Raw genomic sequence first — 19,752 nt, 5'->3', positions numbered from 1 at the left:
GGGCGGCCTGTTCGACGACGACGAGGACAGCAGGGAGACGGCGCTGCCCGAGATCACGACGAGCGCACCGGACGCGAGCGGGGAGCCGTCCCCATCCGTGCCGGCATCCCCCTCCACGTCCACGTCCGCGTCCGCTTCCGCCACGCCGTCCCGGTCGGCGTCGGTATCCCCTTCGGCCTCGCCCTCTCCCTCGAAGGGCCCTTCGGCGTCGCGCCCGGCTGCCGCTTCCACGTCACCGTCCCCCTCGCCGTCCGCGACGAAGACCTCCACCCCAGCGGTGGCGCCGCCGGCCGAGGAGGTGTCCGGGAGCACGCTGCGGCGCGGGGACCGCGGCCCGGAGGTCTTCGAGCTCCAGCGCCGGCTCCAGAGGGTCGGGGCCTACTGGGGGCCGGAGGACGGCGTCTACTCGGAGCGGGTGGAGGAGGCCGTCGCCGAATTCCAGCGACGGGCCCGGGTCATGAGCGACCCGTCCGGCGTCTACGGGCCGGAGACCCGCCGCGCCCTGGAGGCGTGGACGAGCGGCAGGGAACACCGCTCCTGAGGCGCCGATACGGGCCCGCGCCGACGGAGGGCTCCACAGCCTTCCCGGCGCGGGATTGGCGTTTCGGCCCCGGTTTTTGTATCGTGGAGAAACAAAGTAGCCTCCGCTCGTTCTCCCTGACCGGCGGGCGGGGCTACTTGTTTTTTTCTCCGCAGCTACGAGCCGCTCTCCCGCGCTCCGGAGCATGCCGATGCCGGCCACCGTCCTCGAAGCCGGCGCTCTCCTGCTCAGCTCGGACTCATAAAAGCCCAACACCGTTGCGTTTGTAGGTGGCCGACCAGCTAACCTCTAAAGTCTCCGGCTTCCTCCGGACTACCTGGCAGGAGCTTACGGCGCCGCGAAGATGACGCTGCCGAACGAGAGTCCGCTTGCAGTTCCCCTCGGTGCCAATGTGCCCAGTGGCTCCCCCTGGCAGGCAGGAGTGGGATACAGCGTCGCATCACTGCTGGTGTTGTTGGCCACCCTGCCACTCGCGGGCGTCTGGATGCATCTCCCGTCAGCCGGGTTTGTCACGGTGACGCCAAGCTTCGTGTACGCGTTGACGTAGTAGAACGTACCGGTTGCTGCCTGGGCGCTCGTCGGCACCGCGACGGTCAGCAGCCCGGCAGCACCGGCGGCCAGGACTGCGGCAATACGTCTTCTCACGGCATCCTCCTGGAACGGGAATGGACCATTTACCTCAACAGATACGCCAGCCGCGCTGTCGCAGCCTTTCAGGGCACTCCGTTCGGGAAATGTCATGCCTGGCTGAGAAACAGCTCTCGAACCAAGTCGCTCACCGGCGCCGACCGGCGGGCCCTGTCCCTGCCGCCAAGGCCGGCGCGGCGGTGGTGACGCCGGCCCCGGCCGGATCAGGTGTTCAGGATGATCCCGGTGTTGTAGTAGGTGCACAGGTTGCTGGTCTGGCAGGCGCGGGAGGCGGTGCCGGCGCCGGCCTGGAGGAGCGGGTCGGTGGCCACCATGGTGCCCACCATCACCTGCGGTATGGGGCCGAGGTAGGTGAAGGTGACGTTGAACTGGCTGTCGGCGACTTCGTCGTCGTTGGCGTCGTACCAGACGACCGTCCAGCCGGGGATGTTGATCGTGGCCGCGGACGGGGAGCCGCTTGCGGTGCCGGGCCTGGGCTTGACCTCGCCGTAGACGATCTGCGGGAAGTCGACCGAGACGCAGCCGTGGTAGATGCTGGTGTCGGTGCTGGCGGTGCTGCCCTGGAAGTTGACGTCGATCTCGTTGTTGGCGTCCTCGCACACCACGCTCGGGTTCTCCGGTTCGTCGGCCTGAGCGGGGACCGCGGCGGCGAGCGAGCCGGACAGGGCGAGCGCCCCGGCGGAGGCCAGGAGGGACAGACGACGGCGCATAACCATCTCCTTCACGAGAGGGCGGGCAGGAAGCAGCGAACGGTGCCGCCCCTGTAGCGCTGGGCTGTGTGGAACGGGCGGGGCGACGCCCCACAGCGTGCGTCCTTTCCCCGCCGGCCGCCATGGCCCGACCGGGGCAGCGCACACACTGACCTACCTGTACGCGCCCTGGGTGAAGACTGCGTGCCCCGATCGCGCCACCAGTCCTACCGTCCGCCCTTGCACGCACAGCGCACAGCCGGCCAACTGACCCTCCTGCTACCTCCGGCGCAGGCGCGGCGCCCCTCCCGACCAGCCCAGCCGTTCAGCGGTCCACAGGACGCGATGGCCGACCGCAAGCTGCGGCTTGCGAACCTCGAACAGGCGGCCCAGGCCGTCCCCGCCAATCGCTGGTGATCTTCCTGGAGGGCGGACAAGGACCGGAGGCGCACGAGGGAACACCCTCACAAACGGTCCTTTGCGCAAACAAGATCAATTACGGGCCGCCGGAATCCCGCCGATCCCGGATTCGCTCTCAGGGAATATTTGATCTAGGCGAATTTCCCTTTCACACCCCGCGCGAATCACGTGGGTGGGTGTGTGGGCGAGGGGGGGTGCACACGCCTCCGAGGGGGGTCTCCACCTCCTCCGAAAGAGCTATGGCGCGGTCGTTATGAAAAACGGATTCTCCTTTTATCGAACAAGCGCCTCCATGTTGCTGCCGCAGCGTGTTCGCGCCCAACGGTGCAGGCCAGGCGTCTCCCGCCTGCCCGGTCCGATATCCGACCTGGTCGCAGGCCCATGCCTTCTGTGAGGAGCAAATCCGTGCGTAAGAGACTGACCACATCGTTCATCGCGCTGCTGGCCGCGCTGGCCGCGCTGTTCGCGCTGCCCGGTACAGCGCAGGCCGCCAACGGCTTCCCCGACGGCACTTTCACCATCGTCGCCACCGGCGGGGTGACCAACAACCCGCTCGGCCTGTGCGTGGGCAAGGACTCCACGTTCGGCTCCGACTACGTCCTGCTTGAGGCGTGCACGCTGCCGCAACAGGCCAATCAGACCTGGCAGTACGACGCGGCCACCCAGCACCTGGTCCTGGTCTCGGAGAACCTGTGCGCCGATGTTCGGGCCGAGGCCACCGGTGAGCGGTACATCTACCTCAACCCCTGCAGCTCCGCCGCCACTCAGAAGTGGATCTACCAGGGCATCCTGGGTCTGCCGCTGCTGGGCCAGATCAAGTCCGCCACCGGCACCGACATGTGGTCCGCCAGCGGCAGCGGTTCCTACATCCGCGCCACCGCCAGTGGCGGCCTTCTCAACACCTTCACCCTCCTGCCCACCGTCTGACCCAGCGGGTGGGCCGCACCGCACCGGCGCGGCCCACCCCCGGCCCGCGGCCGACGGCTGCGTCCCACCGAAGACCACTGCTCATGGGAGGCCCGATGGATATCTGCGTCCTGTACTCGCTGGACGTCGGTGAGACCGACGAGCGCCGGGCGGTCGACCTGGCCCCGCTGCTGCCCGAGCACCAGGTACGCCACCTCGGACTGGACAAGCTGACCGGCATCCGCACCCTGCAGCGCACCCGCGCCGACCTCTACATCAACCTCTGCGACGGCGCCTGGGGCGAAGCACGTGCCGGCATCGAGATCGTGCAGGAACTCGAGCGACGCGGCGCCCCCTTCACCGGCCCCCGCTCCACCTTCTACGACCCGACGCGCCATGCGATGAAACTGGCCGCAGAGGACGCCGGCCTCTCCCAGCCCGGCTACCGCTTCGTCCGCGACCGGCAGGACGCCGCCGAGGCACTCGAAGAACTGCGACTGCCGTGCATCGTCAAGCCCGACCACGGAGCCGACAGCATCGGCATTACCCCAGCTTCCCGCGTCACCACTCCCGGCCGGCTGTTGCACCAGGCCGACCTCGTTGTCGAGGAATTCGGGGGCGCGCTGATCGAGGAGTTCATCGACGGCAGGGAGATGACCGTCCTGGTCGCCAGCGATCCCACCGCCCCAGGCGGTGACCGCGCCTACCCCACCGCCGAATACCCCCTCATCGGACCGCAGGACTTCCAAACCCATCAGCACAAATGGGGCCCTGGCGAACACCCGCCACCTCATGCCTGCCCCGACCCCGCCTTGGACACGCGGCTGCGCGAGCTGTCCCTGCGCCTGTACCGCACCCTGGGCGGCTCCGGCTACGCCCGTATCGACTGGCGCATCGACGCCGGAGGCACCCCGTACTTCCTGGAGATCAACCCTGCCTGTTCCGTCTTCTACCCCTGCAGCGCCGACACCATCCTGGAGATCGACGGCAGCGGCCGCGCAGGGTTCCTACGCGCCCTCATCTCCGACGCTCTGGAACGACACCGGCGAACTCAGGCACCCTACGAGGTGCGCCGCCATCCGGAGAAGGGACGCGGCCTGTACGCCACCCGGCCCCTGGCCGTGGGGGAGACGGTCTACAGCGACGAGGAGACCGCCCTGGTGGTCGCCAGCCGAGGCCATATCCAGCGCACCTGGGACCCCTACTGGCAGCGGATGTTCCGCGACTTCGCCTACCCTCTGGGTCCTGACGTGTATGCCCTGTGGGACCCGGATCCCCTCAAATGGCGTCCCCTCAACCACTCCTGTGACCCCAACACGTGGCTGGACGGTCTCACCCTCATCGCACGCCGCCCCATCGCCGAGGACGAAGAGATCACCTTCGACTACGCCACCGTCTACACCGAAGGCCATCTCAACGCCGAACGCTGCCTGTGTGCCACCGACTCCTGCCGCGGAGGCTGGCGCGGCGAAGACCACCTCCAGCCCTGGTTCCCCCAGCGCTACGGCACACACGTCTCCTCCCATGTACGCCAGTCCCAAGAGGTGCGCCGCCCCCTACCTCTCGCTGCGGAGCAGCCCTTATGACTGACCACCCTCACCTGCCGTTTCGCACCGTGCGGGGTCCCGAGACCGGCCTGAACCGCACTCTGGCCACCCAGCCACTGCCCACCGGCTCCCTCATAGGACCCATCACCACACGGCACCTGAGCCCGCGCCCCACCCCATGGACCATCCAGGTCAGCGAAACCCGGCACATACGACCCCACGGCGGGCCGGAGTACATGAACCACTCCTGCCGCCCCAACTGCCGCATCGACACATCCTCCATGACCCTCCACGCTCTGCTGCCCGTCGCGGCAGGCACGGAGGTCACCTTCTTCTACCCCTCCACCGAGTGGCACCTCGCCCGGCCCTTCACCTGCTGGTGCCAGGAGCCCGGCTGCCTCGGACGTATAACCGGCGCCGACACCTGCCCGGCCCAAACCCTGACCGCGCATCGCCTCACCCCCCACATCGACCGTCTCCTGAGCCAAAAGCGCCACCTGAACTGCTGAACCGAATCCCGAACGGCGACCGGGCACCGACCGGACAGACCGGCAATTTTCCGACCGCGAGCAGCGGCTCGACGCCCTCGAACGCGCACGCCGGCCGCTGCCGTCCATCCCTGCGTCGGCCGGTCCGGTCGGCCTCGCGCTGTCCCTCTACACGTTCACCCGGAAGGGAAACGCCCCCCGCACGGCCTTGACGGCTGTGCGGGGGGCGGTTTTCGCCGTGCTACAGAGTGCCGGCCGCGACCGCGCCGACCATCGCCGTCAGGGCGGCACGACCGAAGAGCACGGCCGGGCCTGTCGGGTTCTTCGAGTCGCGCACGGCCACGGAATCAGCGTCGACGATGCCGCACTCGACACAGTCGGACTGGGCGGCCGACGCGCTCGACTTCCACCAGGTCACAGGAAGGGTCGAGGCGTCGCGAACGGTGCGAGAGGTCATATCTGGTCCCTAATCTCAGTGATCAAATCGGCAGAATCAGCGGGTGACAGAGCCTGGGCCCGAAGGGTCCCCATGGCTGCCTGGTAAGCGGCCACGCTTGCATGCCCCTCGACGTACAAAGCCTGGGTCAGGGACTCGATGTGTACTACGTCGAGGGATGCGTGAGCACCGTAGCCGAGAATCGAGTAGGCCCCGGTTTGGCCTACGTGTGGTGGGGTGCTGAGCGGCAGGACTTGGATTGTCACGTTCGCCCATTTCCCCGCCGAGAGGAGCCGGGCCAGCTGTTCGGACATGATCCGCGCATCTGCGGTACGGGTGCGAAGAGCCGCTTCCCCAATAACGGCCCACAAAGACAGCGGCGCATGACGAGTGAGCACAGATTGCCGAGCCAGGCGGACATCTACAAGTGCGTCAACGCGTTCTTCCACCGCCTCGCCCATCGCGGTAGCCGCGATTATCTGCCGGGCGTACTCGTTGGTCTGGAGCAGGCCGGGAACCATGACCGGCTGCCACGTGCTGACCTGTTCAGCTTCCGATTCGAGACTGATCAGGTCTTCGTATTCGGGCGACAGAACGGACCGGTAGCTCTGCCACCAACCGCGTCGGGCGCCTTCTCTGGTCAACTTCAGCAGGCTTGACCGCAGAACGTCATCAGTGACACCGAGCACGTCGAGCATGAGCCCGACGTCCCGGGCCGAAGCCGCAGTTTTCGCCGTCTCGATGCGCGAGATTTTGGCCCCGTTCAGGGCACCCCCGCTACGGTCCGCCATCTCTTCTTGCTTGAGCCCCAGCGACTCGCGGAGCGCGCGGAGGGTACGGCCGAGCTGCCGCCGTCTCACCGTAGGTGCGCTCACAAAGCCTCCATGTCCGCTGGTACGACGTCCAGTCTGCCGCGCGTCACCCCGGTATGTCACCTCGGCCACCTCTCGCTACAGCCACTTACGCGGCCGTATGCAAATTTACGTTTGACTCTCAGCGGACTTGCACACATCACTGTAGAGGAGCATCCTGGTTGAAGTGATTTGCACCGCCGATTCGGGCGTGAGGTCCGTACGGCCACACCGTGAAGGAGCCCGCATGATGACCATGCGTTCGCGCGCTTTACCGCCAGGAGCACCGCCCGCCGTGCCGCCGGTCCTGATCTGCCTGGCCGAAGCCGAGTCGGTGCGGCCGGCACGGCGCTTTGTGCGGGAGGCTGCGGCCTACCAGGAACCGAAGGCGCCGGCAGAGACCCTGGACACCCTCGAACTCCTCGCCTCAGAACTGGTCACCAACGCGTACAGGTACGGGTCCGAGCCGGGTGATTCGCTGATGGTGTGCGTCTACGCACTGCCAGGCGAGTGCCGCATCGAGGTGCACGACACCCGGCGGAAGCGGCCGTCGATGCAGCCGTTGTCGAATGACCGCAACCGCGGGCGCGGGCTGCACCTGGTCGAGCTGCTCGCCGCGCGATGGGGTACCGCGGACCGGCCCATGGGGAAATTCGTGTGGGCGGTGGTGACGTGGTGACAGTTACGGTGACCGACGACATGGCGCTGTACCGGGCGGTGATAGACCACACGGCCGTCTGTGAAGCATGCAACGGGGGCGAGGGGTGCCCGGCGGGGGCGCGGCTGCGTGAGCTGTCAGCCGTGGCTACGGCCCTTCGGCCGGTGCCACAGGAACGCGTAAGCGCGATGTGCCGGGGCGCGGAGTTGCTGACCGTGCCCATGGCTCACGGCCGGTGCGGGGCGGTCGCGTGCGGATGCAGGTGCCACAGCAGACGGTGAATGCGCCGCAGCATGCCGAGCGGGCCCCGGGGTGGTGTATACCCCGGGGCCCGCTCTGCGTCTCATCGTACTGGGATGGCGTTGCGCGGCACAGGTTTTGTACCGTAGACAAACAAAGCTGCCCGTTCTTCGTGAGGATGACCCTTTGCGCACGTCAGACACCTTGGGTGTTTTCAAGGCACTGCTGCTGGACATGGACGGCACCCTGGTCAATTCCGACGCGGTGGTGGAGCGCTGCTGGCGCCGCTGGGCGATCGCGCAGGGGCTCGACCCCGAGGCGGCGCTCAAGGTGGTGCACGGCCGGCAGGGGTACGCCACGATGGCCGCCCTCCTGCCGGACCGCCCGATGGAGCAGAACTACGCGGAGAACCGGATCATGCTCGCCGAGGAGACCGCCGACACGGAGGGCGTGGTGCCCATCGGCGGCGCCCCCGCCTTCATGGCGTCGATCGCCGGCCTTCCCCACGCACTCGTGACCTCGGCCGACGAGGCGCTCGCCCAGGCCCGGATGACCGCCGCTGCTCTGCCGATGCCGGAGACCCGCGTCACCGCGGAAATGGTCGGCGCCAGCAAGCCGGACCCCGAGGGCTTCCTCAAGGGCGCGGCCGAACTGGGCTTCGACCCGGCGGACTGCATCGTGTTCGAGGACTCGGAGGCGGGCATCACGGCGGGCCGGGCGGCCGGCATGCGCGTCGTGGGCGTCGGCCCGCGCGCGGCCGCGCTCTCTCCTGACGCTCATGTCACGGACCTGACACAGCTCCGGGTGGAAGCGTGCGCGGACGGTTCGATCCGTCTGCACATCGACGCCGCCGGTTCCGCGCGGCTGTCGTAGGCGGTGCAGACCTCGCCGCAGGACGCGAAGTGCCCGGTGGAAACGTGCACGCGTGATCCCCGGCTTTTCCGCCGACGTCTTCGTCAGGACCTCCGAGAGCTCCTGGAGCTCTCAGCGTTCACGCTGTCCCTCGGGCACGTCTTCCTGGCCCTCGGTCCCCTGTAGGGCTCGCAGCCGGTGCTCCTTGGGGGAGACTCCGTAAGCGGCCCGGAAGGCCCGGCTGAAGTCGCTGGCACGGGGAAGCCCCCACTGGGCGCCGACCGCGTAGAGGGGGAGGGCACGCAGGGCGGGATTCTCCAGGTCGCGACGGGCGCCTTCAAGACGTTGGCTGCGTATCCTCGCGGCGACTGTCTCGCCCTCTCCCCGCTGCTCGAATATGCGGTGCAGATAGCTGACGGAGATGTGGTGCGCGGCGGCTACGGCGCGCGGCGACAACTCGGGGTCGTGCAGGTTCTTCCGGATGAACGCGTCGACGTGCCGGAGCAGGGTGCGCCGCCGGGTCTCGGGTGGCAGCGCCGACCGGGCGTCCACCGCCTGCGCCAGCAGGGCTGACACCAGGTCGAGCACCACCGCTCCCAGGCGGGGGGCATCGCATGGCTGGAGCGATGCGGCCTGTTGTTCCAGACCGGTGAGAAATCCGGTGAGCAGCGCGCCCATGCCCTCACGCCCGGGGAGGCCGCGGCCCAGCACGTGCTCCAACCGGTGCGAGGGCAGCGGCAGCAGTTCCTTGGGGAAGTCGACGCCCACCCCTCTGACGGCGCTGCCTGAACCGTCCTGGACCGGCCGGAGGTCGTACGGCCGGGAGTCGTCGACCATGTGGAGATCACCGGAGCCGAACGTGTCCGTCCCTCCAGCATGGTCGAGGATCAACCCGCCCTCCAGCAGCAGCGTCAAGTGGTAGAGCCCGGTCTCGTTCCGGCGTGTCCGCTTCGAGCTCAGCCGGTAGCGCGTGGGCAGGACCGAGGTCGGCCACACCGTCACCGGCCCCAGCTCCATCACTCGCAGCTCCGCCCGGAAGTCACGGGCGTAAGGGCTGCTCATCTCGCTCGAACGTGTACGGCCGATGAGCTCCCGCCAATAGTCGAACCTGTCGGCAACCGGCACATCGTGGGTGTGGAAAAGGGTCCCGATCATGCGCCCACCTCGGCTTTCTCACGGAGTTTCAGCGGACAGCCTAGGACCGCCCGCTCCAGCTCCGACGGGCAGCCGGCCCGCGCATGGAGGTGGATCCGCCGCAGGGCGGACCGGCAGGTTCTCCTCCCCGGTCCGACCGGGTGCGTTCGGCCGGAGGCCGAAGGCCGGTGACCCGGGCGACCGCGCCGCTCCGACGGACTGCTGCCGGGGCCGTACCGGTTCCGGCGGAGGGAGGGGCGACGCGCTCCGGCTGGGCCTTCTCCGTACCGACCGCAGTCCCGACCGCCGGCCCGTGGGGCGGCCCGTGGGGCGGTCAGGTGCTGTACGTGATGACGAAGCCGGGGCGCACCGCGTCTTTTCGTTCCGGTCGTGGACGCAACGCCAAGCAACTGTGAACTCAGCGCCAAGACAACCGCGTACCGCTCAGGCAGGATCGGAAGCGATCAAGGGCCTCGGCCACCCGTGGCTGCGACCGGAACAGGGGACCGGTCGCAGTCACGGCGAGGCCGATGCCGGCGGTGAGGAGTGAGGACGATCGGGTGTGCCACCGATCAGGGTCACCGCTGGGCAGGCCGGAACAGAAAAATATTCGCATGTGATTCGCCTGAGCAAAGAAAGAAGGCGCTGTGTTCCCTTCCCACAAGTTGAGGTCCGTCGCCGTGGTGACCGCCGTGGCTGCGGCCGGGCTGTTGGCGACGGCCGGCCCGGCCAGTGCCGCAGCGGCGTCCCCCAGCGAAGTGTGCGGCTCCGGCTACAGGGTCATCGATTCCGAGGACCTGGGTCCTGCGGTCATCTATCTGACCTACAACAGCGGTAACGGTTACAACTGTGTCACCACGATCCTGGACAAGGCACTCAGCGGGTCGATGTGGATGGGTGCTTCCATCCAGAAGTCCGGCGGCAGCCAGATCGACGACTTCGGCGGATACACCAAGTTCGCGGGACCCGTCTACGTGTCGGCTCCCAACACCTGCATCAAGTGGGGTGGCGGCTACCAGGACTACGTCTGGAAGAGCGGCTGGGAGCACTGCGGCTGACACGCCCTTCAGCTTCGCCGCGCGGGTCCGGGCCGGATGGCCCGGAGCTCATGACACGGACTCCTCGCAGCGGCCTGACCGGGTGTGACCGGGTGTGGCCGGTGGGGTGATTCGGCTGCCCGTAAGTGTGTGAGCACTCGGCCGTGAAGTGCGGACGACAAGGGTGCGGACGACGAGGTGCGAGCGCCGGCCGAGCGGCTGCCGCCGCCCTGGCCGGAGCGGTCGCCGCGAGCCGCGTCCGGTGCCGGGCCTGTTGTGCCGGCGGGGCATCCCGTACGTCCCGTACAACAGCATGACCTGGCAACTGCTGTCACCGGAGCCGGGGTCCGGCTCCGGACAGGCCTGCCGGCGCAGGCCGGACCGGTGACAGCAGGCCGGCGCCCTCGGGGTGCTGCACCGCATCCTGGCCTCACTCCCGGTGCAGCAGCCCTCGCGCGACCAGTTCCAGGACCAGCGCGACGGCGACCGTCTGCACCGCCATCAGCGCCACCAGGACGAACAGCTGCACGGCGCCCGCCTCCACGGGTGAGGCGCCGCCCAGCAGCATGCCCACGAAAGCCCCGGGCAGGGTGACGAGCCCCACGGTCCGGGTCTGGTCCAGCCCCGGCAGCAGCGCGTCCGACGCCGCGGGGCGGGCGATCTCCAGCCGGGCGTCCCGGTCGAGCAGGCCGAGCGCCATCCCGGCCTCCACCTCCCCCCGCCGCGTCCCGAGCTCGTCCAGCGCGCGCCGCCCGCCGAGCACGGTCGAGGTGAGCGCGCCCCCGATGAGGATGCCCGTGACCGGGATCAGCGCGATACCGCGTAGCGGGAGGAGTCCGGTGAGCAGCAGCGCCACGACCACGGGCACGACGCCCGCGCCGATCGGCAGCGCGGCCCACCACCAGGTGCGGTTACCGGTGATCCGCCGGCCGGCGGTGCGCACCGCGACCGCGAACATCAGCGCCAGGAAGCCGAGCAGGGGCCCCGGGGAGCGCACCACCCAGCCGATGAGCAGGGAGACGGCGGCCAGCTGCACCGCGGCCCGCAGCCCGGCGACGGCGATCTCGCGGGACCGGCCGAGCGAGGCCCACGCGGCGACGGCTGCGGCGAGGACCAGAAGCACGGCGAGCACGGCACCGAGCACGGGACCGACCGGAAGCAGCACACGGCCACCCTAAGGGCTGCCCCGCGCTCCCTGACGGGCGCGGATCACGGGGCACCCCTCGGAGCCCGCACGCGGGCCCGGGGCTGCCGCCTGAACTGCCGGCCCGTCAACCCTGCGCTTCGAACAGCTTTCGGACGGGACGTCAGACCGACCGCTCCACCCCTTGATGTGACGTGCGCATGCCGTCACCCTGTTACCTGGCGACCACCCCACCGAAACCCGGCGCCGCCACGATGGCCGGGTTCCGCAGGCCGCCCGCCCGACATCCCCCCACATCAAGGGAGTTCACATGACCGGAATCTACGCGCGTCGCATAGCCGTCGTCGCCGCCTCGGCCGCGCTCGCCGCCACCACCGGGCTTCTCACCGCCCCGACCGCCCAGGCCGCGATGCCCACCCCGGTCAGCGCCGCGACCGCCCGTACGTATCTGGGCCAGCTCACCGTCTCCACCGAGGGCTCCTCCTCCGGCTACAGCCGCGACAAGTTCCCGCACTGGATCACCCAGTCGGGGGCCTGCAACACCCGTGAAGTGGTCCTGAAGCGCGACGGCACGGGCGTCGTCCAGGACTCCTCGTGCGCCGCGACCAGCGGCAGCTGGTACTCGCAGTACGACGGCGCCACCTGGACCGCCGCCGCCGACCTGGACATCGACCACATGGTCCCGCTCGCCGAGGCCTGGCGCTCCGGGGCCAGCGGCTGGACCAACACCCAGCGCCAGTCCTTCGCCAACGACCTGACCCGCCCTCAGCTCATCGCGGTCACCGACAACGTCAACCAGTCCAAGAGCGACCAGGACCCGGGCGAGTGGCTCCCCTCACGCACCGCCTACCGCTGCACCTACGCCCGCGCGTGGGTGCACGTGAAGCACCACTACGGCCTCAGCGTCGACTCGACGGAGAAGGGCGCCCTGCAGTCCGTCCTCAACGGCTGCTGACGGCCACCCGCCCCCGCGCGACCGACCCGCCCTCCTCCGGAGCCGCAGCTCACGGCGACGCGAGGAGGACGGGCCGTCCCGTTCCGTTCCGGTCCGTCCCGGGCCCGGGACGGCGTGGCACCGATCAGCCTGAAGAGGCGCGCGCGGGATCCGCCGTCCACGCCAGCAGGCGGCCCCGCGACCAGCAGCGGCCGACGGCCTCGGCGTGCAGAGCCGACCGGCCGAACACCGCCAGGCCGATGACGCTGTGGCCGGAGGCACGGCGATCACCGAAGGTCGGGATCGCCGGCGCGACTCCGACCCCCTCCACCGACACCCACCCCACTTCCCGGTCGGCCGCCGCTTCGTCGAGGCGGTGCAGGAAGCGCAGGCGGCTCCCGAGCGGGAAGTGCGACAGCGCCCATGTCGTGGTGACGACAGGCAGGGCGTCCGCGGGCACCCGGGCGAAGGCGTCGGGCAGCACGTCGACGGCGTCACCTCGCAGCAGCACCGGGGGCGCGGTGGCCGCCAGCGCCGTCTCCGCTTCGAGCCTCGCGGCCCGCTCCGGCTGATCCGGCCGCAGGCAGGCGCGCAGCCATCGGGCGTCATCCGCGTCGGTCACGTCGACCGGATCGAGGTCGATGCCGACCCGGGCGACGACCTCGGGTATCGCCCGTGCCGGGAGGGGCCGGCCTCCCACGACCTCGGACGACAGCTGGACGGGAGACTCCGGGTCCCCCAGCGTCCGTCCGTCGCTGTACGTGATGCCGACGCGATCGGTGCTGAGATTGAACCCGGCCGAACAGCCCACGTCGATCAGCCCGACCGCACGCACGCCCACCCGGGACGCCACCTCGGCGACCGCCGGGTACAGCACGGCGCAGCGACCGGTCTCGTCGTCCCGCGGCGGCCGTCGCACGGCGACGGACACGACCGACCCGGTCATGTGCAGCAGCGTGTCGATCGCCGCACCGGCGGCGGCCTCCCCGTCCCCGGCGGCATAGGCCGCGGCAAGCGCCGGGGCGCGTCCGTCGAGGGCGAGGTCGTGGAGCGCGGCGAGGATCACCGCGGGGTGACGCTTGCGCGCCGGCGCCGTCCCGATGGCGCGCAGCGCCTCCCCGGACCCGCTCAGGGCCCTGGCGACGCGCTCGTACAGCGGGGACCCCCCGGCGGCTTCGGCCTCCCCGAAGCGCCGGTACACCTCGGCGAGCGTGCGGGCCCTACCCATGGTCACGGCACCTTCTGCGGTCGGCCGGCATCCCACGGTCCTTCCTGGTCATCACAGCGGGCCCCCGCAGCGGCCCGCTCCCGCCCCTCCTTCAGCGAAACAGCCCGGCGGACCACCCCGCCCCCCTCCATCGTTCCGTACCCTACGGAGCCATCGGTCACGGCAACGCGAGGAGGGCACACATGGCCGGGCTACGCCTGGGTCCGCTGCTGAGGTACGTCGACTGGGAGTCCGGCTCGCGGGCGACCGTCTGGGTGGAGGCGACCAGGCCCTGCACGGCGGAGGTCCGCTGCGCGGACGGGGCGGGCGGCACCTCCCCCACGTTCGCCGTCCAGGGGCACCATTACGCCCTGGTGGTGGTGACGGGCCTGGCACCCGGTTCGACCACGCCCTACGAGGTGCTGCTCGACGGCCGCCGCGTATGGCCGCCCGAGGACTCCCGCTTCCCTCCGAGCACCATCACCACGCCCGCCGTACCGCAGGCGGACGAGGCCGGCCCGGTCCGGATCGCCTTCGGCTCCTGCCGGTGGGCGGCTCCGCCCGCCCAGGGGCACGACCCGATCGGCCCCGACGCGCTCGACGCACTGGCCGCCCGGCTCGCCGCGGATCCCGGAGCTGCGCGCCCCGACGTCCTCCTGCTCCTCGGCGACCAGGTGTACGCGGACGAGACGTCGGAGGCCACCCAGCGGCGGCTCGCCGCCCGCCGGGACCTGAACGAGGCTCCCGGCACGGAGGTCGCGGACTACGAGGAATACACCCAGCTCTACGACGAGTCCTGGCGCGACCCGGAGGTGCGGTGGCTGCTCTCCACGGTCTCCAGCTGCATGATCTTCGACGATCACGACGTCATCGACGACTGGAACACCAGCGCCGCCTGGGCCCGGGACATGCGTCGCACCCCGTGGTGGCAGGAGCGGATCGTCAGCGGGCTCATGTCGTACTGGGTCTACCAGCACCTCGGCAACCTGTCTCCCGAGGCCCTGGAGGCCGACCCGGTCTACGCGGCCGTACGCGCCGCCCCCGACGGCACCGGGATCCTTCGCGGCCATGCGACGGCCGCCGACGCCGACCCCTCGCGGGTCCGGTGGAGCTACCGGCGTGTTTTCGGCCGAGTACGGCTGCTCATGGTGGACAGCCGGGCGGCCCGGACCCTTGAGGAGCAGGAGCGGTCGATGCTCCGCGACGAGGAGGAGCAGTGGCTGCGCGACGAGGTGCTCGCGGACCCGGGCTCGTACGACCATCTGCTGATCGGCACCTCGCTGCCGTGGCTGTTGCCGCCCTTGATACACGAGGCGGAGACCTGGAACGCGGCCCTGTGCCGCGGCGAGCGGGGCGAGCGCTGGGCGCGCCTCGGGGAGAAGGTGCGCCGGGCCGCTGACCTGGAGCATTGGGCAGCCTTCCCGGAATCCTTCCGCCGTCTGTCGGAGCTCCTGAGGGACGTGGGGCGCGGGCCCGGCGCCCCCGCGACGGTATGCGTGCTCTCGGGTGATGTGCACCATGCGTACATCGCCGAACCCCAGTGGTCCGGCACCGTCCCGGGCGGCGCTCCTACCGCACGCGTCCTACAGCTGACCTGCTCTCCCGTGCACAACTCCGTCCCCGGATACATCCGCGCCGGCTTCCGCTTCGGCTGGAGCCGGGCGGGACGGCGGCTCGGGCGCGCGCTGGCACTCCACGGACGGACGGGGAGCCCTCCGATGCCCTGGCGCAAGACGGGCGGGCCGTGGTTCGGCAATCAGCTCATGACCCTCACCCTGCACGGCCGGAAAGCTGCGCTGACATTGGTTCAGGCCAGAGCTACGCCTGCGGGAGCGCAGCTCGAACCCGTGCTGGAGCACACGCTGACATCGAACGAATGAACAATTTTCAGCCACTCGACAGAATGTTGAACTTGCAAGTACTACTGAGGTGAACCTAACCTGAGGGGCCCCGATCGGTTCCCGTCCCCAGACCGAAGGAGCCCCACCCCCCATGTCCGAATCCTTGAACCGGGCCCAGCCCTACGCACTCGGCCTCTTCCGCATCGTCATCGGCTTCCTGTTCGCCTGCCACGGCGCCGCTTCGCTCTTCGGAGTCCTCGGCGGCGCCAACGGCGGCGGCACCGTACCCGTCGGCACCTGGCCCGGCTGGTACGCCGCCGTGATCCAGCTCGTCGGTGGCACCCTGGTCGCGCTCGGCCTCGGCACCCGCTTCGCGGCCCTCATAGCCTCCGGCTCCATGGCCTACGCGTACTTCAAGGTGCACCAGCCCGAGGCGCTGTTCCCCCTGCAGAACGGCGGCGAGCCCTCGGCGCTCTTCTGCTGGGCCTTCCTGCTGCTGGTCTTCACCGGCCCCGGCGCCGTGGCCCTGGACCGGCTGTTCTCCTCGCGCGGCGGCTCCGAGCGTGTGAGCGAGCCCTCCCACGAGAAGGCCCGGACCGTCTCGGTCTGACCACGCCTCCTCCACGGCCCCGGTCCCCTCCTCCCGCGAGGAGGGGACCGGGGCCGTACGTGACCTGCACGACATCGGCCGCCCGCCCCGTGAATACCAGGTGAACCGGGTGAACGTCAGGCGTACGCTGTATAGCTGGCCCTGCCGCTCCTGCCGCTCCCCTGCGACGTCGCGGCGTTGACACGGAACACGGGAACGGGGAGTAGAAAGTGCTCGAGAGTGTGGGCGCGCTGACCGGCAGCCCATGGATCTACGCAGTGGTCGCCCTCTCGGTGCTCCTGGACGTCTTCCTGCCCGTCCTGCCCAGCGGCGTACTGGTGATCACCGCGGCCACGGCCGCGGCCGCGAGCACGACCACGGTCACCGCCGCGGCCGGTGAGGCGACCCGGCAGGTCCCCTCGCTCCTGGCGCTGATCCTCTGCGCGGCCACCGCTTCGGTCCTCGGCGACCTCGTGGCCTACCGCCTCGCCCGGCGCGGCGGCGACCGCCTCGACCGTGCCATCGCCCGCTCCCGCCGGCTCACCTCCGCCCAGGAACGGCTCGGTGCGGCGCTGAGCCGTGGCGGAGGCGCGCTCGTCGTCGTCGCCCGTTTCGCCCCGGCCGGCCGCTCCGTCGTCTCCCTGGGCGCGGGCGCCGCACACCGCAAGGTGAAGGAATTCCTGCCCTGGTCGGCCGTGGCCGGAGTGGCCTGGGCGCTCTACAGCGTGGGCCTCGGCTACTTCGGCGGCCAGTGGCTGGGCGCGGGCTGGCTCGGCACGGCCGTCTCGGTCCTCGCCCTGTTCCTGGCGGGCGCCCTCGCGGCTCTCGTCGTCCGGCGCCCCGCCCACGCCTCCACGGCCCAGGCCGCCGGGGCTCCGGCCGGAACCTGACGGCCCGCGCCGCTGCTCAGACCCGGGCGGCGCCGCGTATCTCCAGGCCGTCCAGCAACCGCTGGGTCGCCCCGGCGATCTCGGCCACGGCGCGGTCGAAGACCTCCTGGTTGTGCGCGGCGGGCGCGCGGAAGCCCGACACCTTGCGCACGTACTGCAGGGCGGCCGCCCTCATCTCCTCCTCGGTGGCCTCTTCGGGGATGGCTGGTGGACGAAGCGTCTTGATGCTGCGGCACATGCCTCCAGTGTGCGACGCACCACTGACATCGACAGCGGCAGGCGGGTCCCGGCGGTCATGGCTCTGCCGCTGAGTGGCATCCCGGGCTCTACGCTCCGAGCCGTTCGAGCGGCGGGACGGCGTAGCTCCCGTCGAGAAGGGACTGGTCAGGCAGGTGGAGCCGCAGCACAGGGCGGAAGGCCCCGGCCGGCGCCGGCAGCCAGTTCGCCTCCTGGGCCGGGTCCGCCGGCCGCTGTGCGGACAGGTGCAGTGCCAGCGAGCCGTCGGTGCCGTGGACGAGCCCCGGCGTCCTGTCCCCGATCGCGTACCGGCCCGCCGCGTTCACGACAAGGTGGCCCCCGGGACTGTCGTACACGGTCAGCGACCAGAACGCCCGGACCGGCGGCGGGGGCGCGAGACGCAGCACATAGCGATGGGACCCGTCGAGCGGCCGGCCCCGGGAGTCACGTGATGTGTGCGCGTAGAGAGTCTCGTACCCATGGGGCAGCCAGCGCCCTCGCCGAGCCGCGACCGCCCTGAGCAGGTAGGACGCCTCCCGGTCGGGGACCGTCCACTCCGGGGGACCGAGCGTGCCGACGCCGAAGTGGTCCAGGTTGTAGTCGCGCAGGTGCGGCACCGTCCGCCAGGCCCCCTGGGGGCCGTCGGCGGTGAGCGCCGGCCGGCGGGCCGCCTCCTCCACCCGCAGCCGGCCCAGCGCCAGTCCTCGCCCCAGCGCCCCTACGAGGGCGGGTCCGGCCGACACGTACGGCGAGAGGCCCTCCTCCAGGAGCCCCAGGGGCTGGAAACGGTCCTGGTAGGCGCGATCGGCTGCGGCGGGCGGGAAGTCGGCCATCCACACCCGGAGCTCTTCGAAGAAGCGCAGTTCCCCCGGCACCCCGGCCTCGGTCGCCGGGAGCCCGGTCCGGTGGGCGCGGTCACCCAGATGGGTGAGCGTGAGCTCCTGCTGGAGCGCCCTGACCCGGGGCATGTCCTCGGGTCCGTGGCACGCGAGGCGGCCGACGACGGAGACGACGGAGGTGGGCGCGTCGATCACTCCGGACACGACATCGGGCACGGTCCCGGCCCACCCGGGCGGCACGATCATCCAGTCGCCCTCACCCGTGCCGGTGGCCCGGGGACCGAGGTAGGCGAAGGCGTTGCCCCAGGCGTCCACGAACTGCAGGACGTAGTACGCCCCGCCGGTGTCCGGGACGTGCAGCCGGACCGGCCCTCCGGAGAGATCGAGCTGGGCGAGCGCGTCGACGAGGTCGGCCGGGGCGAACGGGACGCGCGTGCCGGGTGCGGCCGGTCCGGCCGCGTGGGCGAAGTCGTTGAACGCTGCGGGCGCCAGCATCCCGCAGCCCTCCTGGAGACAGGCCTGGACGGCCGACAGCTGACGGACGAGCGGGGACCCGTAGACGTAGGCGTCGGCGGCCAACGCCGTGATCGCGTCCGGCTGCGGACCGCCTCGCCCCGGGGACACGTCAGACGACCGGCTTCGCCCGGTGGGCGCACAGGGCCCAGATCACGAAGGTGTCGATCGCGATGGAGATGACCGCCCACACCGGCTGGTACGGCAGCCAGATGAAGTTGGCGACCAGGTTCAGCGCCGCCAGCCCGATGCCCACACCCCAGGCCCAGGCCGCGCCCTTGAGGATGCCCCGTCCGACGAGCACCAGGATCACCCCGATGATCAGGTGGATCCATCCCCAGGCGGTGATGTCGAACTTGAACGTGTAGTCGTTGATGCGTGTGTACACCTCGTCGGACGCGATGCCCGCGATGCCCTTGACGACGGCGAGGATGCCGTCGACGAGGAGAAGCACCCCCGCGAACATCACTCCGCTCGCCGCCCAGGGGCTCTCGGGACCGGAGGCGGAGGGCTGTGAGGGGTTGGGGGCGGATGCTGGCCGGGTCATGGGTTCCTCCACTCGACGGATCGCTCCGCACGGCTGCGGGCAGATCCGACCCTGCGCGACGGCCTCCCCCACCACGACCCGGATGCACCCGTTCGGGTGACTCGCTCGGTCCTGTCCGCCCGTGCCGGGCGGTACTCGTGCGCGGGCGGCCGACCGGGGACCGGAGCCCCGCAGCGCGTCATCGGGATCTCCTCCGCTCCCTCCCGCAGCAGCCGGAGGAGGTTCGAGTGACCTCTCGTTCCGGTGTGCCGCACGGGGCTCACGGGGCTCATCCCCAGGTGTCGAGATCTCCGCCCCGCCATTCGATCAGCTCCGGCTGGTCCAGATCGATGTCCCCGGCTCCTTGGGCGAGCCCGGCCCGCCGCAGGAACGAGGCGACATCTCCACGCCCGTGCGCCAGCCCGACGATCTGCCCGCGTACGGTCACCCGCCGCCCACCGGTCGGCGTGGGCGGATACACGATCACAGGTGGATGTCCGGACATGCCTCCACGGTCTCCCCAGCCTCGCCGGTTCGCATCCCGGAGCCTGTGCGGGACGGCCGGAGGGCGCCGCCGCAACAGGA

General features: G+C 70.5%; 23 protein-coding genes and 1 pseudogene. 12 read left to right on the top strand and 12 right to left on the bottom strand.

Going from position 1 to position 19,752, the window contains the following annotated elements:
• A pseudogene (locus tag VN520_RS19925) lies at positions 1 to 312 on the bottom strand (hypothetical protein); the annotation flags it as partial.
• Between VN520_RS19925 and VN520_RS19920 the strand changes: the two are divergent.
• Positions 299 to 541 (top strand): peptidoglycan-binding domain-containing protein, encoded by a 243-nt coding sequence (locus VN520_RS19920; protein ID WP_325748284.1) that lies wholly within the window; start codon positions 299 to 301, stop codon positions 539 to 541. The pseudogene VN520_RS19925 and the gene VN520_RS19920 overlap by 14 nt on opposite strands.
• 327 nt (positions 542 to 868) lie before the next feature.
• Here VN520_RS19920 and VN520_RS19915 read toward each other — a convergent pair whose 3' ends face one another.
• The gene (locus tag VN520_RS19915; RefSeq protein WP_325748283.1) at positions 869 to 1,186 is read right to left on the bottom strand and encodes a hypothetical protein; all 318 of its coding nucleotides are present in this window, start codon (positions 1,184 to 1,186) and stop codon (positions 869 to 871) included.
• A gap of 206 nt (positions 1,187 to 1,392) precedes the next feature.
• Positions 1,393 to 1,899, bottom strand: a complete 507-nt coding sequence (locus VN520_RS19910) for a hypothetical protein (RefSeq protein WP_325748282.1) — start codon at positions 1,897 to 1,899, stop codon at positions 1,393 to 1,395.
• Positions 1,900 to 2,118: 219 nt separating this feature from the next.
• Here VN520_RS19910 and VN520_RS19905 point away from each other — a divergent pair, with 219 nt between their 5' ends.
• From VN520_RS19905 to VN520_RS19890, 4 genes are all read left to right on the top strand, one after another.
• Positions 2,119 to 2,295: a hypothetical protein gene (locus VN520_RS19905; protein ID WP_325748281.1), complete on the top strand. Its 177-nt coding sequence runs from the start codon at positions 2,119 to 2,121 to the stop codon at positions 2,293 to 2,295.
• A 408-nt stretch (positions 2,296 to 2,703) separates the two neighbouring features.
• Positions 2,704 to 3,225, top strand: a complete 522-nt coding sequence (locus VN520_RS19900) for a ricin-type beta-trefoil lectin domain protein (RefSeq protein WP_325748280.1) — start codon at positions 2,704 to 2,706, stop codon at positions 3,223 to 3,225.
• A gap of 95 nt (positions 3,226 to 3,320) precedes the next feature.
• Positions 3,321 to 4,790, top strand: a complete 1,470-nt coding sequence (locus VN520_RS19895; protein WP_325748279.1) for an SET domain-containing protein-lysine N-methyltransferase — start codon at positions 3,321 to 3,323, stop codon at positions 4,788 to 4,790.
• Positions 4,787 to 5,260: an SET domain-containing protein-lysine N-methyltransferase gene (locus VN520_RS19890; protein ID WP_325748278.1), complete on the top strand. Its 474-nt coding sequence runs from the start codon at positions 4,787 to 4,789 to the stop codon at positions 5,258 to 5,260. The genes VN520_RS19895 and VN520_RS19890 overlap by 4 nt, the downstream gene beginning before the upstream one ends.
• A gap of 220 nt (positions 5,261 to 5,480) precedes the next feature.
• Here VN520_RS19890 and VN520_RS19885 read toward each other — a convergent pair whose 3' ends face one another.
• Entirely contained in the window at positions 5,481 to 5,696 is a 216-nt protein-coding gene (locus VN520_RS19885) for a DUF397 domain-containing protein (protein ID WP_325748277.1), read from the bottom strand.
• Complete coding sequence (locus VN520_RS19880) at positions 5,693 to 6,535, bottom strand: helix-turn-helix transcriptional regulator (protein ID WP_325748285.1); 843 nt, start codon at positions 6,533 to 6,535, stop codon at positions 5,693 to 5,695. The genes VN520_RS19885 and VN520_RS19880 overlap by 4 nt, the downstream gene beginning before the upstream one ends.
• A gap of 238 nt (positions 6,536 to 6,773) precedes the next feature.
• On the opposite strand from VN520_RS19880, the gene VN520_RS19875 reads away from it, so the two are divergent.
• Together VN520_RS19875 and VN520_RS19870 are read left to right on the top strand one after the other, a co-directional pair.
• Positions 6,774 to 7,205, top strand: a complete 432-nt coding sequence (locus tag VN520_RS19875; protein ID WP_325748276.1) for an ATP-binding protein — start codon at positions 6,774 to 6,776, stop codon at positions 7,203 to 7,205.
• A gap of 405 nt (positions 7,206 to 7,610) precedes the next feature.
• The gene (locus VN520_RS19870) at positions 7,611 to 8,297 is read left to right on the top strand and encodes an HAD-IA family hydrolase (protein WP_325748275.1); all 687 of its coding nucleotides are present in this window, start codon (positions 7,611 to 7,613) and stop codon (positions 8,295 to 8,297) included.
• Between the two features lie 111 nt (positions 8,298 to 8,408).
• Here VN520_RS19870 and VN520_RS19865 read toward each other — a convergent pair whose 3' ends face one another.
• Positions 8,409 to 9,431, bottom strand: coding sequence for a helix-turn-helix domain-containing protein (locus VN520_RS19865; RefSeq protein WP_325748274.1), 1,023 nt, complete (start codon positions 9,429 to 9,431; stop codon positions 8,409 to 8,411).
• A gap of 626 nt (positions 9,432 to 10,057) precedes the next feature.
• On the opposite strand from VN520_RS19865, the gene VN520_RS19860 reads away from it, so the two are divergent.
• Entirely contained in the window at positions 10,058 to 10,468 is a 411-nt protein-coding gene (locus VN520_RS19860; protein ID WP_325748273.1) for an acetyltransferase, read from the top strand.
• A 409-nt stretch (positions 10,469 to 10,877) separates the two neighbouring features.
• Here the strand turns inward: VN520_RS19860 and VN520_RS19855 are convergent, their stop codons facing one another.
• Positions 10,878 to 11,612: an ABC transporter permease gene (locus tag VN520_RS19855; RefSeq protein WP_325748272.1), complete on the bottom strand. Its 735-nt coding sequence runs from the start codon at positions 11,610 to 11,612 to the stop codon at positions 10,878 to 10,880.
• A gap of 289 nt (positions 11,613 to 11,901) precedes the next feature.
• Between VN520_RS19855 and VN520_RS19850 the strand changes: the two genes are divergently transcribed.
• Entirely contained in the window at positions 11,902 to 12,546 is a 645-nt protein-coding gene (locus tag VN520_RS19850; RefSeq protein ID WP_325748271.1) for an HNH endonuclease family protein, read from the top strand.
• Between the two features lie 124 nt (positions 12,547 to 12,670).
• Here VN520_RS19850 and VN520_RS19845 read toward each other — a convergent pair whose 3' ends face one another.
• A complete protein-coding gene (locus tag VN520_RS19845) occupies positions 12,671 to 13,753 on the bottom strand; it encodes a DUF2332 domain-containing protein (RefSeq protein WP_325748270.1) in 1,083 nt (360 codons plus the stop codon).
• Positions 13,754 to 13,935: 182 nt separating this feature from the next.
• Between VN520_RS19845 and VN520_RS19840 the strand changes: the two genes are divergently transcribed.
• From VN520_RS19840 to VN520_RS19830, 3 genes are all read left to right on the top strand, one after another.
• A complete protein-coding gene (locus VN520_RS19840) occupies positions 13,936 to 15,612 on the top strand; it encodes an alkaline phosphatase D family protein (RefSeq protein WP_325748269.1) in 1,677 nt (558 codons plus the stop codon).
• 112 nt (positions 15,613 to 15,724) lie between these two features.
• A complete protein-coding gene (locus VN520_RS19835) occupies positions 15,725 to 16,183 on the top strand; it encodes a DoxX family protein (RefSeq protein WP_325748268.1) in 459 nt (152 codons plus the stop codon).
• Between the two features lie 209 nt (positions 16,184 to 16,392).
• A complete protein-coding gene (locus VN520_RS19830; protein WP_325748267.1) occupies positions 16,393 to 17,052 on the top strand; it encodes a DedA family protein in 660 nt (219 codons plus the stop codon).
• A gap of 16 nt (positions 17,053 to 17,068) precedes the next feature.
• On the opposite strand, the gene VN520_RS19825 is transcribed toward VN520_RS19830, so the two are convergent.
• From VN520_RS19825 to VN520_RS19810, 4 genes are all read right to left on the bottom strand, one after another.
• The gene (locus tag VN520_RS19825) at positions 17,069 to 17,290 is read right to left on the bottom strand and encodes a DUF2277 domain-containing protein (RefSeq protein ID WP_325748266.1); all 222 of its coding nucleotides are present in this window, start codon (positions 17,288 to 17,290) and stop codon (positions 17,069 to 17,071) included.
• Positions 17,291 to 17,378: 88 nt separating this feature from the next.
• A complete protein-coding gene (locus VN520_RS19820) occupies positions 17,379 to 18,752 on the bottom strand; it encodes a DUF1254 domain-containing protein (protein WP_325748265.1) in 1,374 nt (457 codons plus the stop codon).
• A 1-nt stretch (position 18,753) separates the two neighbouring features.
• A complete protein-coding gene (locus tag VN520_RS19815) occupies positions 18,754 to 19,188 on the bottom strand; it encodes a DUF7144 family membrane protein (RefSeq protein WP_325748264.1) in 435 nt (144 codons plus the stop codon).
• 268 nt (positions 19,189 to 19,456) lie between these two features.
• Positions 19,457 to 19,672, bottom strand: coding sequence for a hypothetical protein (locus VN520_RS19810; RefSeq protein ID WP_325748263.1), 216 nt, complete (start codon positions 19,670 to 19,672; stop codon positions 19,457 to 19,459).
• Positions 19,673 to 19,752 lie beyond the last annotated feature (80 nt).

The organism is Streptomyces sp. (assembly GCF_035563135.1).
In the GTDB taxonomy this organism is placed as follows: Bacteria; Actinomycetota; Actinomycetes; order Streptomycetales; family Streptomycetaceae; genus Streptomyces.
This window is presented reverse-complemented; position numbering and strand designations above follow the sequence as displayed.